This window comes from Robinsoniella sp., assembly GCF_034124845.1.
Window position 1 is genome coordinate 1 of record NZ_JAWYAJ010000387.1, and the last position, 13,379, is coordinate 13,379.

The 13,379-nt window shown below is 41.4% G+C and carries 14 protein-coding genes; 1 reads left to right on the forward strand and 13 read right to left on the reverse strand.

The window, feature by feature from the left end; translation table 11 throughout:
- The 3 genes from ACH2DQ_RS19280 to ACH2DQ_RS19290 all read right to left on the reverse strand — a co-directional run.
- A partial coding sequence (locus ACH2DQ_RS19280; RefSeq protein WP_395027899.1) for a carbohydrate ABC transporter permease occupies positions 1 to 564 on the reverse strand: 564 nt, incomplete at its 3' end.
- A complete protein-coding gene (locus ACH2DQ_RS19285; protein WP_394912598.1) occupies positions 564 to 1,406 on the reverse strand; it encodes a carbohydrate ABC transporter permease in 843 nt (280 codons plus the stop codon). The genes ACH2DQ_RS19285 and ACH2DQ_RS19280, both read right to left, overlap by 1 nt.
- Positions 1,407 to 1,475: 69 nt before the next feature.
- Positions 1,476 to 2,915, reverse strand: a complete 1,440-nt coding sequence (locus ACH2DQ_RS19290) for an ABC transporter substrate-binding protein (protein WP_395027901.1) — start codon at positions 2,913 to 2,915, stop codon at positions 1,476 to 1,478.
- 246 nt (positions 2,916 to 3,161) lie between these two features.
- Here ACH2DQ_RS19290 and ACH2DQ_RS19295 point away from each other — a divergent pair, with 246 nt between their 5' ends.
- Positions 3,162 to 4,055, forward strand: coding sequence for an AraC family transcriptional regulator (locus tag ACH2DQ_RS19295; RefSeq protein WP_394912596.1), 894 nt, complete (start codon positions 3,162 to 3,164; stop codon positions 4,053 to 4,055).
- A 127-nt stretch (positions 4,056 to 4,182) separates the two neighbouring features.
- On the opposite strand, the gene ACH2DQ_RS19300 is transcribed toward ACH2DQ_RS19295, so the two are convergent.
- The 10 genes from ACH2DQ_RS19300 to ACH2DQ_RS19345 all read right to left on the reverse strand — a co-directional run.
- The gene (locus ACH2DQ_RS19300) at positions 4,183 to 4,986 is read right to left on the reverse strand and encodes a metallophosphoesterase (RefSeq protein ID WP_394912595.1); all 804 of its coding nucleotides are present in this window, start codon (positions 4,984 to 4,986) and stop codon (positions 4,183 to 4,185) included.
- 57 nt (positions 4,987 to 5,043) lie between these two features.
- Positions 5,044 to 6,048 (reverse strand): ABC transporter ATP-binding protein, encoded by a 1,005-nt coding sequence (locus ACH2DQ_RS19305; RefSeq protein WP_394912594.1) that lies wholly within the window; start codon positions 6,046 to 6,048, stop codon positions 5,044 to 5,046.
- A gap of 31 nt (positions 6,049 to 6,079) precedes the next feature.
- Positions 6,080 to 6,547, reverse strand: a complete 468-nt coding sequence (locus tag ACH2DQ_RS19310; RefSeq protein ID WP_394912593.1) for an LURP-one-related/scramblase family protein — start codon at positions 6,545 to 6,547, stop codon at positions 6,080 to 6,082.
- Positions 6,548 to 6,685: 138 nt separating this feature from the next.
- Positions 6,686 to 7,690: an ABC transporter ATP-binding protein gene (locus tag ACH2DQ_RS19315; protein ID WP_394912592.1), complete on the reverse strand. Its 1,005-nt coding sequence runs from the start codon at positions 7,688 to 7,690 to the stop codon at positions 6,686 to 6,688.
- A gap of 92 nt (positions 7,691 to 7,782) precedes the next feature.
- The gene (locus ACH2DQ_RS19320; RefSeq protein WP_394912591.1) at positions 7,783 to 8,598 is read right to left on the reverse strand and encodes an ABC transporter permease; all 816 of its coding nucleotides are present in this window, start codon (positions 8,596 to 8,598) and stop codon (positions 7,783 to 7,785) included.
- A gap of 9 nt (positions 8,599 to 8,607) precedes the next feature.
- On the reverse strand, positions 8,608 to 9,549 hold the full coding sequence (locus tag ACH2DQ_RS19325; protein WP_394912590.1) for an ABC transporter permease: 942 nt from the start codon (positions 9,547 to 9,549) through the stop codon (positions 8,608 to 8,610).
- A 22-nt stretch (positions 9,550 to 9,571) separates the two neighbouring features.
- The gene (locus tag ACH2DQ_RS19330) at positions 9,572 to 11,206 is read right to left on the reverse strand and encodes an ABC transporter substrate-binding protein (RefSeq protein ID WP_395027906.1); all 1,635 of its coding nucleotides are present in this window, start codon (positions 11,204 to 11,206) and stop codon (positions 9,572 to 9,574) included.
- Positions 11,207 to 11,250: 44 nt separating this feature from the next.
- The gene (locus ACH2DQ_RS19335; RefSeq protein ID WP_394912588.1) at positions 11,251 to 12,132 is read right to left on the reverse strand and encodes an MBL fold metallo-hydrolase; all 882 of its coding nucleotides are present in this window, start codon (positions 12,130 to 12,132) and stop codon (positions 11,251 to 11,253) included.
- The gene (locus tag ACH2DQ_RS19340; RefSeq protein WP_394912587.1) at positions 12,129 to 12,992 is read right to left on the reverse strand and encodes a MurR/RpiR family transcriptional regulator; all 864 of its coding nucleotides are present in this window, start codon (positions 12,990 to 12,992) and stop codon (positions 12,129 to 12,131) included. Before ACH2DQ_RS19340 ends, ACH2DQ_RS19335 begins: the two co-directional genes overlap by 4 nt.
- An 86-nt stretch (positions 12,993 to 13,078) precedes the next feature.
- Positions 13,079 to 13,379 (reverse strand): HAD family hydrolase (locus ACH2DQ_RS19345; protein ID WP_395027909.1); only part of this gene is annotated, 301 nt, incomplete at its 5' end.

The following is a 13,379-nucleotide window of genomic DNA, read 5'->3' on the forward strand; positions in this document are numbered from 1 at the left end:
AATTTTAAAATAAGTCTGTAATGGATTACAACCGTCGATCATCGCAGCCTCTTCTATTTCAAGAGGAATGGATTTTACAAAACCGCAGAACATAAAGACCGATAAACCAGCACCAAAACCTAAATATATCACGATAATTCCTACCGGATTGCCCAGCTTTAATGTATCCGAAATCTTAGACAGGGTAAACATCACCATCTGAAAGGGAACTATCATAGAGAACACGCATAAATAATAAATGGTTTCTGTTACCTTTGTTTTTACCCGCGTAATGTACCATGCACACATGGAAGTACAAAGAACGATCACAATTACCGAACATATCGTTATAAATGCAGAATAACCAAAAGCCTGAAAAAATTCTGTCTTCTTTATACCATTGATATAATTATCCAGCCCTACAAAATTCTTACTCATGACCATCTTAAATGGCTCTTTATTGATATATGACTTCTTTTTAAAGGAATTTATGATCACAATAAAAATTGGGCTTATAAACAAAAAGGAAAGTATCGAAAAACAAAAAGTCATTAATTTACCATATTTTAATTTACAGACATTCATTATTGCTGCACCTCCCTGCTTCTGGTCATTCTAAGCTGAATGACTGCAATAGCAGCCACCATCAGGAAAAAAAGGACTGCTTTTGCCTGTCCAACCCCTTCAAATCCGGGTTTTCCATAAAAGGTATTGTATATATTCAATGCCAGCATTTCCGATTTATTCGATGGCGCCCCGGCAGTTAATGCCAGATTCTGGTCAAAAAGTTTAAATGAATTAGTCAGCGTCAAAAATGTACAGATTGTTATGGATGGCATTACCATCGGGATGGTAACCTTTTTCAAGATCTGCCATTTTGTTGCCCCGTCTATTTTAGCGGCTTCTATTAATTCTTTCGGTATATTCTGGATTCCGGCTATGTAAATAATCATCATATAACCAATTTGCTGCCAGTTCATTAAAACTTCCAGTCCCCAAAAACCATATGACGCATCAAAAGTAAGGGTCCTTCCAACAGAGGACAGAATACCGTTTAAAATCAACTGCCATATATATCCTAAGACAATACCACCAATTAAATTCGGCATAAAGAAAATAGTTCGAAATAAGTTTGTGCCCTTAAAACCTTTCGTCAGCATATTGGCAACGGTAAATGCCAATACATTTATGGTTAACATAGATACAATGGTAAAAAGAACGGTAAATCCCAGGGCATGTAGAAATGTTTCATCCTGAAAAACCATCACAAAATTTCGAAGCCCTGTAAACTTTGCATTTGTAACCGTTGAAAACTCGCAGAATGCCAGGTAAATTCCCATAATAAAAGGTATAATAAAGCCTATACAAAACGCAATCAGTGTAGGCAGTGCAAATAATGGAAAATATCGTTTTATCGCTTTTTGCATGATTTCTTCTCCTATTCTAAAAAGGAGGCTTGTGTACTCACCTCCTTTTACGCTCATGATTTATCTGCTTTACTCTGCTGTGGGATTAGACTTCTCCTTTGCCCATTCATCAATGAAAGCTTTCTTTACGCCATCCCAGTCACCAGTCCCCTGGGTGTATTCCAGCAAAGCCGCCCCCAGATTTTTCTTATAAGCATCTCCTGGCATTGTAGAGAAAGCCCAGCTCACAGATTCTTTATCTGAAGCTGCATATTCCATAATCTGTCTCGATAGGGGATTGCCTGGAGCTTCATCCGCCTGGAAAGTGTCAAATGGAGAGGTGAAGTTTAATTTATTAACCATATAGTCCTTACCGGTGTCACTGGTAATCAGCCAGTTAACAAAATCCAGAGTTGCTTTCTGATCTGCCTCTGATGCTTTACTGTTCACACACCAGAATGCTTCTGTTCCAACACATAATCCCTGATTTTCTTCTCCTTCTGCCCCAATATAGATTGGCAAGAACTTTACATCTTCTTCCGCCACTTCATTTTCCTTTATATCATTCCATGCCCAGTCTCCATTCTGAACAAACGCAACTTCACCTAAAGCAAATTCGGACATGGAATCACCTGTTCCAATACTGCTGAGCATCTCAGGCTCTACGGTTGAATTATTCAGATACAAATCAAAGATCTGTTTATAGTTATCTAAATAAGTTCCATCCAAGGACTCTGCATCTGTGATCCCTTTATCCTTATACTCATAGTAGATAGGCATATTCATCAGATGTGTATGCCATCTCCAGTCATCTCCTGGAGACATTCCTGTAGCAGCAAACGCTCCCTGAATACCCAAATCATCTTTTTTAGCCTGAATATCCTCTGCTACTTCTTTCAGCTTTGCAAAAGAATTAATCTCTTCTGCAGTCTTAATCTTTGCTCCATCCATAGCACAATAGTCACTGAGAATCTTATTATTATAAATGATTCCATAGCCTTCTACTGCATAAGGTACTGCATAAATGGTATCTTCTGATGATAATGCCTGGTTCTTATTACTTAAATGCTGGTATAATTCCGTATCCTTCAGATCCATACAGTAGTCTTTCCAGGTATCCAGACCAACCGGGCTGACCTGAAACAAAGTCGGAGCGTCGGTTTTTGCAATCTCGGATTTTAAAGTCTGTTCATAAGTTCCGGCTGCTGCAGTCATAACGGTTGCCTGAACGCCTGTCTCATCTGTATAGGTACTCATAATTTCTTCCCATATATCAGCAACTTCCGGCTTAAAATTCAGATAGTATACCTTGCCTCCCTCTGTGCCTTTTTTTTCTGTGTTTTCTCCTGCCTCTGTTGTCTTCCCTTCTGCTGCCTTGTCGGAGTCCCCGTTATCTGAGCTTTTCGTCTCCACTGATGTTTCCGCTGTCTGTGGGGTATCTTTCCCACTGTCAGAACCACATCCTCCCAGAAGTCCCATCGTTAAGACAGTTGTCATACCAAGTACGGTTAATGCATTTAATTTCTTCATATCCATCCTTCTTTCTCCATTCATAATGATACCTTTTGTTCCTGCTGTTCCTTAAAACTTCTCCGGCAAAGTTTATGAACTGCATCATTTCCTATTACAAATATGTACATATTGTTTCCCATAAACAAAACCTTGCATTTCATTTCTTCCTGTATTAATATTAATTATATCAATGAGATACTGCAAATTCTTGCAAGATTTATGGCATTAGTAACACAATACTATTATGAAGGTGAAAAATTTTTCATGAACATATCAAATGATTATCAAAACTACAAAGAAACAAAAAACCACGGGACACCTTTATTTCCATGTGCTGTCTATTCAACCGTAATTCCCAGCACGCTCATCTATTATCCTACCCACTGGCACTCAGAAATGGAAATTATCTTCGTAAAAGCCGGAACGGGGATTGTAAATATTAATTTTATGCCCCAGCTTCTTCATAATGGCGATGTTCTGGTGATCCCGCCCGGACTTTTACATTCCATCGAGCAAAAGGACTCCCTGTCTTTTTCTTACCATACCGTGCTTTTTGACCTGAACATGCTCATATCCGATGTACCGGATATTTGTTCTATGAACTTTATTTCGCCGCTGATAAAAGGAAAATCTCTGCTGCCAGTGAAAATAAGCAGTGAATCCCCGGCATCTGATGAAATAGGGTTCTGTTTAAAAGGGCTTATTCAGTGTCATTTCAAACGACCTCTGGGATATGAGCTGTATGTAAAATCACAGCTTTTTCAGTTTTTGTTTTTACTCATTACCCATAACTTACTGGTTAATGATGATTCCTCTAAAACATCCACCCCGGAAATGAAAAAATTGAAAATCGTTATTTCTTATATAGAGTCAAATTACTTCCGAAGCATTACTCTGGAGGAGGTTTCCCGGCTCTTAAACTACAGTACTTCACACTTTATGAAATTTTTTAAAAATAATACGGACACTTCCTTTATTACTTATCTGAACAATTACAGGCTGAATATTGCATCTGAATTGCTGCTGACTACGAATCATCCCATACTATATATTTCTGAATTGGTTGGGTTTGAAAATCATTCCTATTTTATCCGGTCCTTTAAACGTAAATACCAGCTGACTCCTGCTGCATTCCGCAAGAAATTCAGCCCTCATTAAATTACCTTGCGGCTGCCAAAAAATTATAATAGACGAGAAACTGCCCCGTCTGGCTTGTTGGGATTCCTATTGAATCACCTAAGATTAGCCGGACGGGGCAGTTTTTTGACTTTATAGTATTTGACTTTTATATCTCAATCACCTGCATCGCTTCTCCTACTTCCTGATCCAAGTCCCCACTCAGCCATTCCGTATGATAGTTCAGACACACACACCGGTAATCCACACCATTTTTCAACAGCTTCTTCCGGTAATGCACATGTCCCATAATGCTGTAATCCACCTTGTATTTTTCAAACAGCTCCCCATATTCCCTGCTTCCCAGAAAGGCATTAAAATAATCCCAGTCCGGTCTTTCTGCCGGCACTTTGAATTCCGGTACACCAACCATATGAGTAACCACAATGATTTTCTTTCCCTTACATGCTGCTATCTTTTCCTCCAGATCCTGTAAGATCTCCTTGTGGAAATCTTTGTCACTCTGGTGCCAATTCACCATAATGCTGTCCTGCCATACCCGTTCATTGTGTTCTTTCTTCCTGTATTCTTCCTCTGAATAAGCTGCTGTCCCAAAGGTATAGTCATACCATCCAATATTTCCAATTACTGCACACTCCTCATTCAGATCTATGATCTTTCCGCACAGGCAGTCACTTCTGGATGCATATATTTCATAAATTTTTCTGGCATCCCCAAATTCTCCTTCTTTATCCCACATATCATGATTTCCCGGGACAAAGCAGACCGGTATGCCCGCTTCATCACGCAAACGGTCCAGGCTGGGAATGCTTGTGTGATAACTGTTGGAAATATCCCCGGCTATCAGCAATGCATCCAGTTTTTCCGTCTTGATTCTGTTACAAATTGCATGAATCACCGGATACGCTTCATTCACATCTAAGTGTATATCGGATATTGCTCCAATTCTCATTTTTATTCTCCTTGTAATTCATAAATCTTATATTTGTGGACTATAAATTCTGTCATACTATGCATAAGTTTCTCTTAGAGCCTGCACACAATTGCAGCTCACAAAATGCCCTTTTTCAATTTCAACCAGCTTGGGGCACTCCCGTTTGCATGATTCCTTCATTTCACGGCATCTGGTATGAAACGGGCATCCTCCGGGCGGTTCCAGAAGATCCGGTACATCCCCGGTCAGTAAAATCCGTTCCCGCTCCTTTTCACCGCTGACGGATGGAATAGAAGAAAGTAATGCTTTCGTATAAGGATGCCTGGGTGATTGATAGATGTCATCCACACTTCCAACCTCCACCAGCTTACCAAAATACATCACTCCAATGCGGTCACTCATATACTGCACCACATTCAAATCATGGGAAATAAATAAGTAGGTGAGATTCTTTTCTTCCTGAAGCTTCTTCATCAAGTTCAGAATCTGGGACTGTATGGACACATCCAGCGCCGAAACAGATTCATCTGCGATAATCAGTTCCGGATTCAGCATCAGCGCAGCGGCAATGCTGACTCTCTGTCTCTGCCCTCCGCTAAGCTCATTGGGAAATTTTCCTATAAAGCTTGCATCCAGACCTGCCACCTCCAGTATTTCTTCCACTTTCTGCTTTCTCTCCTGTGATGGAAGTGCAGTATGTATCTTTAACGGTTCTTCCAGAATCCACCCAACCCTTTTCTTAGGATTTAAAGAAGAATACGGATCCTGAAATATTATTTGAATATCCTTATGATATTCTTTTTTCTGCTGATGGCTCATTTCCGAATAATTCTTTCCTTTGTAGGCAATCTGCCCCCCGGTTGGCGTTATAACGTCTACCAGCATCTTTGCAAAAGTACTTTTTCCGCATCCGCTTTCTCCTACCAGTCCAAATACTTCACCAGAATAAATGGACAAATCTATATGATCCACTACTTTTATGTATTTTCTTTTATTGAGAATCTTGTTGCTTTCCGCTGTATAATATTTACTAAGCCCTTTTACTTGCAGTAACGGCCCATATACATTTTCGATTTTCATTCGTATGCCTCCATATAATGGAAAGTGGGACTTATCCCCTGTTGCATTTGGCAGCATCGATCGCCAGAACAATCATCAGACATATCAATGCATCTTCATCCTGATCTATATCCATGACATAGGTATCGGACCAGTGAAACAATTGTTTTTCCACATGCATAATATGACGTTTACTGCTAAACACATCATAATCCCATTCCATAACGCTTCCCTCAATTTCCCAGTCATTGCAGGTCAGATAGAATCTGGGTTTCAAAAAAGTAAGCTCTTTTTGTATCATTCCAATTTCCTGACCATGAATATACATGCGGAATTTTGGAAGAAAGGTTAATACTTCTTCCCTGATCTCTCCCACTTCATTTCCCGTCCGATCATAAATTACAAGCCGGTGTCCCCATGAGAGTCTTCCCTCTACCGTAAAGGCAGTTTCATCATATTCATTATAAATATCGTAGCTGTCCAGCCAGCTGAAAACTCGTTGTTTAAATAAAAGCTTCATATAAGTACCTCCGTTTGACTTTTATTCAATTATAGCACGTTTCCCGGGTATCGTCGATTAATCCGAATTTTGCTGCTGACAGAACTCCAGGTTTCATAAGGCAATAACGTGCATGACAACCAGCTCCTGTATTTATTTTCACGCAGAGACTTTTTTACACGCAGCATTCTGTTTTTCATCTCTTACAATCTCCAGACAGCTAACTCTTCTGCCTTCTGTCATTTGGATTTCCGGCTTTTGTGTCTGGCATTTCCCTTTGGCATTTGGACATCGTTTTGCAAAAACACACCCCGTCTGGCTGCGCTTAGCCAATGGTTCTACTATGCCGGGAATATTATAGAGGATTTCTCCTTTTTTCTGAGGTGTGGGAATGGATTCCAGAAGACCCCGGGTGTAAGGATGCATGGGATTTCTCAGAATTTCTTCCGTACTTCCTTCTTCCACAATATTTCCTGCGTACATTACGATAATTCTGGAACACAGTTCTTTTACTACACCCAGATCATGGGAAATAAATAATATAGTAGACTTAAATTCCTTATTCAATTCCCGCAGAAGCTCCAGTATCTGATATTGAATGGTTACATCCAGTGCCGTTGTGGGCTCATCTGCAACAATCAGCTTCGGATGATTGATCAGCGCCATAGCGATTACAATTCTCTGCTTCATACCACCGGATAATTGATGGGGATATTCCCCGTAGAGTTTTTCTACCCTGGAGAGTCCAACTTTTATCATCATTTCCTTCGCTTTTTCATAAGCTTTCCCTTTTTCTCCCGGGTGGTGAAGAAGATATGCTTCTTCTATCTGTTTACCAACTGTGATCAGTGGGTTCAGAGCTGTCATCGGTTCCTGGAAAATCATTGAGATATCGGCACCTCTGACGCCGCACATCTCCTCTTCCGAAAGCTGTAACAGATCGGTTTCACCCAGACAGATACGGCCCTCTGACACTCTCGCTGCCTGGGGTAAAAGCCTCATGATTGCCAGAGAGGATAAACTCTTTCCGCATCCTGATTCACCCACCAGCCCTACTATTTCGCCCTCTTTTGCCTGAAAGGTAACACTGTCCAGCGCCTTGTAGTAATTGTTGTGATTTTTGATTTCCACCGTTAAATCTTCTATTCTTAAATTTTTATCCATCTTATTCCTCCTGCTTGCCGCTGAAATTGCAACCCCGTTCTAACTGCCTGAATGTCCGGGGTAACCGCAATTTATTGTTATTCGCCATGCTGTTAATTACGGCAATCCGTTACATCCCTGATTCCATCTCCCAATAAATTGAATCCCAATACCATAATGGTGATCATGACACCTGGAACCACTGCATACCAGGGATTCGTCAGCAGATACCCCTGCGCCTCAAACAGCATCTTTCCCCAACTGGCGTCAGGCGGCTGTATTCCAAGCCCCAGATAGCTTAACCCCGCTTCCGATAAAACTGCGCTGGAAAATCCAAGGGATGCCGTAACAATCAGTGAGGATACCACATTTGGTAATATATGCAGGAACATAATCCGGAGATTGGATGCTCCTCTCGTCCGGGCCGCCTTGATATAATCCATTTCCTTTATCTGCATAAATCCGCTGCGGGTCATCCGGCAGAATCTGGGAATCGCCATGATTCCAAGTGCTGCTGCGGTATTCAGAATTCCGCTTCCGAAGATAGTGATAAATACCAGCGCCAGAATCACCCCTGGAAATGCCATCTTTGCATCCATGATTAACATGATAACCCTATCAATCCATCCCTGGAAATATCCTGCAGCCGCCCCCAGTATGACGCCTGCCGCCATGCCGATCGCCACCGCCGTAAATCCCACCAGAAATGCTGTCTGTGATCCCTTTACAATACGGCTGAAAATATCTCTGCCGAAATTATCAGTTCCCAGAAGATGGGCAGCCGATGGCGCCTGAAAACTGTTTAAAGTATCCATCTCATTGGGATCATAGGGCAGATAGATAAAACTCAGCAGCAGAAGCAGCCCCAAAAATGCAACCATACTGAAACCAATCATAAAATTCATATTATTTCTGCATTTTTTCCACATATCATCCACCTATTCCAATCGAATTCTGGGATCCACTGCCATATACAGCAGGTCTACCACCAGATTAATTACAATTACCATAAACGCAAGATAAAATACCAGTCCCTGTACCAGGGGAAAATCCCGGTTCCCTACTCCGGAGGTAATCAGATGTCCGATACCCGGTAAATTAAAAACATTTTCTACGATAATACTTCCGCCTAATACGTCCACAACGGTCATTCCCAGGATTGTAATGGTGGGAAGCAGGGCATTTTTCAATACATGACGGTAGAGCACTCTCTTTTGTGCAGCACCTTTGCTTCTTGCCGTTCTGACATAATCCATATTCATTTGATCCAGCAGGGTATTTTTCAGATATCGGATTACCACTGCCGAAGTACCGATGGCAATTGCCACTGATGGCAGAATAAGAGACCGGATGCATCCCAGCGGATCTTCCGTGAAAGGAATAAAATCCCCCGAAGGCAGTACCTGAAGTGTAACAGCAAACAGTAATATGAGCAAAATTCCCAGCCAGAAGGACGGGACTGCCACACCGATCTGTGTTAAAAAAGAAAGGCATAAAGCCGATTTTTTGTTATTGTTTTTCGCCAGAAATATAGCAGTGGGAATCACGGTTATCACCGTAATCAGCAGAGAAAATACCGTTAAAGATATGGTTACCGGAAGACTGCTCTTAAGCAGATCCCCCACCGGCACCTGATAGCGGATGGAATCCCCAAGGTCTCCCCGAAATAAATCTCCGATCCAGTTCACATACCGCTCACCAAGGGGCAGATCCAGACCCAGCTGTTTTTCAAGTGCCTGTGCCTGGAGCGGATCTGCATCCACTCCAAGTATCACATCCACCGGATTTCCAGGAAGTATTTGAAAGACACCAAAGGTCAGTAAAGATATAACAAATAGCGTACATACCATGGTAACAATTTTTTTCAATACGTATTTCATCTAAATTACCTCCTGGTACCGCCTATTTTGTCAGGCTGATACTGCTCATATCCAAAAACGTAACCGGATAATTTTTCATTCCCTGAACTTTTTTTGAGGCAGCATAGATGACATCCGGGTCCTGAATAAATACAGCAGCTGCCTGATCTACCAATAACTGCTGGCACTCCTTAAATAATTCTACTCTTTTTACCTCGTCTGTAGATAACGCTGCCTGATGAATCAACTCATCGTACTGAGGATCGGAAAATTTAAAATAATTCTTATCATATGAGGAATCAAAGCGGTTAAGGAAATCGTTGGGATCCAGCTTTCCGCTGTGTCCGATAATGGTCGCCTGATAATTAGCCTTTGCATAAACGGTATCCAGCCACTGTGCCCACTCAATCAGCTGAATGTCAGCTTCAATACCTATTTTACTCAGCTGGTTTTTTATCACCTGTGCGGTATCTACGTGAGTCTGGTAATTAGATGGTACGGTAATGGTCATTTTAAATCCATTCTCATATCCCGCTTCTTTTAAAAGCGCTTTTGCTTTTTCAATATCTGTGTCATAACAATTTTTCAAGTCCGTATTAAAATAAGTGCTCATGCTGGGGCTTAAGAAGGAATCTACTTTCGTTCCGTTGCCATTTACCACGGTATTGATGATCTCTTCTTTATCTACCGCATAATTAATTGCCTGTCTTACTTTTACGTTATTAAATGGTTCCACGCTGTTATTCAGAGCCATGAGCTGCACCATATTCTGAGGACCCTGTACCATATTATAGTCATTTTTCAAAGCCTCCACATTCTTCGCATCTACGGAGGTAATGTCCAAATCACCGGATTTCAGCCCCATCAGGCGGGCATTCGCATCTGTCATGATCTTAAATTCTACTTTATCAATAGACGGAACCCGTTCTTCTATCGTATTGTAATTCTGGTTTTTTTCTAAAATAACTTTCTGTCCCTGTATGTATTCAACAAATTTAAATGGTCCCGTACCAATGGGTTTGGTACTATTTTGGGTATAATCTTTTTCTACAACCGATATGGTTGCCTTGGATAAAAATCCTGCATTTTTCTCTTTTAACACGAGATTTACGCTGTAGTCATCCGGGGTTTCCACCGATGCCAGATGCTGATTCAAAGTTTCATTCAGCGCAGCTTCCCCATTTAAACCTGCAAGCTTTTCGTAAGTATATTTTACATCTTTGGAGGTAAAATCTGCACCGTCATGGAACTTAATGCCCTGTTTCAGCTTGAAGCTGTAGGTAAGTCCGTCTTCGGAAATATCATAGCTTTTGGCCAATGCCGGAATAAATTCTCCTTTTTCATTAAATCCCAGTAAACCTTCGAATACATTCATCATAATTGCCGATGTATCCGTAGCAGAAGAAAGCATGGGATCTAAATTATCCGGCTCTGAACCAACCGATACTTTCACGGTACCTCCGGCTGCAGATGTTTTCTCAGCAACTCCGTCAGTACTTTGACTGTCTGTACCTGTATTCTGGCTGTCCGCCTCTGGTGCAGCTTCTCCAGTCTGCCCTGACTGTGCAGCGGATGTATTATCAGCCTCTGCCTTACTTTGGGAACTGCCGCAGCCCGCTGCCGATACAGTGATAACTGCTGCTAATGTAAATACCATTAATTTCTTTAATCCTTTCATAATAACTCCTTTCGTACTTTAACGTACTATCTGTACAATTGGCTTCATATGTACAGGCTCATGCCCGGTTCTGCCAAAATAATATTTCCATAATATACTTTTTCTGCTTCTAACTTTAAGTCGGGAATTTCTCCATAGTGGGGAAAATGCGTCAGGCATAAACCGGATACTTCTGCCCTTGCAGCCAGTTCCCCAGCCTCGGTGGAACACATATGTCCCCAGACATCTCCTTTTTGACGGGCGTAAAGTGAAGCTTCACATAATAACAGATCTGCCTTCCCTGCAAACTCCGCCAGCCCATCGTAATAATTGGTATCGCCTGAGTATACCAGTACGCCTTCAGAGATATACTCTGATTTACCACCTGATTTGCATTCCGATATGCATTCCGACTTGCATTCTGACTTGCATTCCGATATGCATTCCGACTTGCATTCCCACTTGCATTCTGACATATCTCTTGCCTTGCCTCCTGGTATACTTTCTGACATGCATTTTGATATACCTCGTGCCTTTATTGCATAGGAAGGAATCTCATGCTGATTCAGGTGCACCTCAAATTCCAGCTCACCGATTTGAAAATGGGGCCGATTCTCATAACTGTACCCCCGGCAATATTGCTCATATGAAAGCTTTTCTTCATCACCTGGTCCCCACGCGGCAAAACCTTTCCTGCGCCTGCCGGTTAAAACATCCAGCATCACAGCGTATTGCAGGCACCCAAGGTCTGCACAATGATCGGGATGATAATGGGTGAGAATTACACCGTCTAACTCCTTTAAATCTATGATATTTTGTAAACGGGATAACACACCGCTCCCACAATCCAACAGAACCCTGGTTTCTCCTTCCTCCAGAAGATAACCGGAAGTTGCTCCATTTTTCACGGGATATGCTCCGTGGCAGCCTATGATTGTCAGTTTCATATGTTCCTTTCCATACAGTTTTCATAGATCTTTTCTGTATTTTTTACGTTACTCTTAATTCTTATTTTGTCCAGGCTTACCAGCTTTACTACCAGTGCCTGTGCCAGTGTAAATACGGACGAATAAGAATCCAGGAAAAAAACGGATTCTGTAGCAGCATAATAGGATATATCAGCCGCTTTCGCGAATGGAGACAGGCTGCAGTCTGTAAATGCCAGAATAATGACACCCCTTTTCTTTGCCAGGTTAGCTGCAGACAGTGTTCTCTTGCAATAACGCTGAAAACCCACCAGAATCAACACATCTCCCTCTTTCATAAAAGCAATGTGCTCATAATAATTAGACAGATTTAAATGTGTGGCATTTCCCAGAAGGTAATTCAATACAAAATGCAGATAGGAAGAAACCCCCAACCCCATTTTATCGCCCATAATCCAGACTCTTCCACAATTTGCAATCGCTTTAGCGCCCTGCTTTAGCCTGTCCTTTTCATTCATTCGGAGGGTATTTGCCAGGTTGGAAGCTTCCATATGCCAGTATTCCTCCAGCCAGCTTTCCTGGTCCGTGTTATTTTTCAGTTCCAGATTCACCAGTGCCCGGTTCTTCATCAGATTTTCTTTGACACTGTTTTTCATTTCCAGAAAGCTTTCATAGCCCAGTCTGCCTGCCAGACGATGTATGGTGGCTTCACTGACTTTCGACTGCTCTCCTACCTCTTTTGCTGTCATCACACAGATATTTTCCCAGTTCTTTTTCATATAAATGGCTGCCTGCTGCTGTGTATCTGTCAATTGTTCAAACAGGTTATCAATTCTTTCATATAGATACTTCCCTGTCTTATCCATTTGCTGCTCTTTCATAATCCACTCCCTTTTTCAGGCATCCCGAAACAGGCTTGCCGGGTTGTCTGTATTTATTTTGAATATATGATACTTATCTAAATTTGTTAATCTACAAATTTTATAATTTCTGATATATCGGAAATGATCTTATCATATGAGATCTCTTCAATTCCTTCGTTTCCGTAAGGATTGATTAACACACAATTCATTTCCACTTTTGCGGCTCCTAACACATCATCATAGTAATTGTCTCCCACATACAGCGATTCTTTGGCACAGGTATTCCCTTGCTCAAAAGCCGCCTCAAAAATTTCTTTTTCGGGTTTTTCTACTCCCATTTCAGAAGAAATTACCACGGTATCTAATAAATCCAATAATTGATTTTCCTCCAGAACCTTCCTGCAA

What these genes read in the sequence shown, in the direction of transcription:
- ACH2DQ_RS19300 (WP_394912595.1), bottom strand. Translation starts at nt 4,986, where the DNA reads ATGAGAATTGGAGCAATATCCGATATACACTTAGATGTGAATGAAGCG.
- ACH2DQ_RS19330 (WP_395027906.1), bottom strand. Translation starts at nt 11,206, where the DNA reads ATGAAAGGATTAAAGAAATTAATGGTATTTACATTAGCAGCAGTTATC.
- ACH2DQ_RS19290 (WP_395027901.1), bottom strand. Translation starts at nt 2,915, where the DNA reads ATGAAGAAATTAAATGCATTAACCGTACTTGGTATGACAACTGTCTTA.
- ACH2DQ_RS19285 (WP_394912598.1), bottom strand. Translation starts at nt 1,406, where the DNA reads ATGCAAAAAGCGATAAAACGATATTTTCCATTATTTGCACTGCCTACA.
- ACH2DQ_RS19325 (WP_394912590.1), bottom strand. Translation starts at nt 9,549, where the DNA reads ATGAAATACGTATTGAAAAAAATTGTTACCATGGTATGTACGCTATTT.
- ACH2DQ_RS19335 (WP_394912588.1), bottom strand. Translation starts at nt 12,132, where the DNA reads ATGAAACTGACAATCATAGGCTGCCACGGAGCATATCCCGTGAAAAAT.
- ACH2DQ_RS19340 (WP_394912587.1), bottom strand. Translation starts at nt 12,992, where the DNA reads ATGAAAGAGCAGCAAATGGATAAGACAGGGAAGTATCTATATGAAAGA.
- ACH2DQ_RS19315 (WP_394912592.1), bottom strand. Translation starts at nt 7,690, where the DNA reads ATGGATAAAAATTTAAGAATAGAAGATTTAACGGTGGAAATCAAAAAT.
- ACH2DQ_RS19295 (WP_394912596.1), top strand. Translation starts at nt 3,162, where the DNA reads ATGAACATATCAAATGATTATCAAAACTACAAAGAAACAAAAAACCAC.
- ACH2DQ_RS19305 (WP_394912594.1), bottom strand. Translation starts at nt 6,048, where the DNA reads ATGAAAATCGAAAATGTATATGGGCCGTTACTGCAAGTAAAAGGGCTT.
- ACH2DQ_RS19320 (WP_394912591.1), bottom strand. Translation starts at nt 8,598, where the DNA reads ATGTGGAAAAAATGCAGAAATAATATGAATTTTATGATTGGTTTCAGT.
- ACH2DQ_RS19310 (WP_394912593.1), bottom strand. Translation starts at nt 6,547, where the DNA reads ATGAAGCTTTTATTTAAACAACGAGTTTTCAGCTGGCTGGACAGCTAC.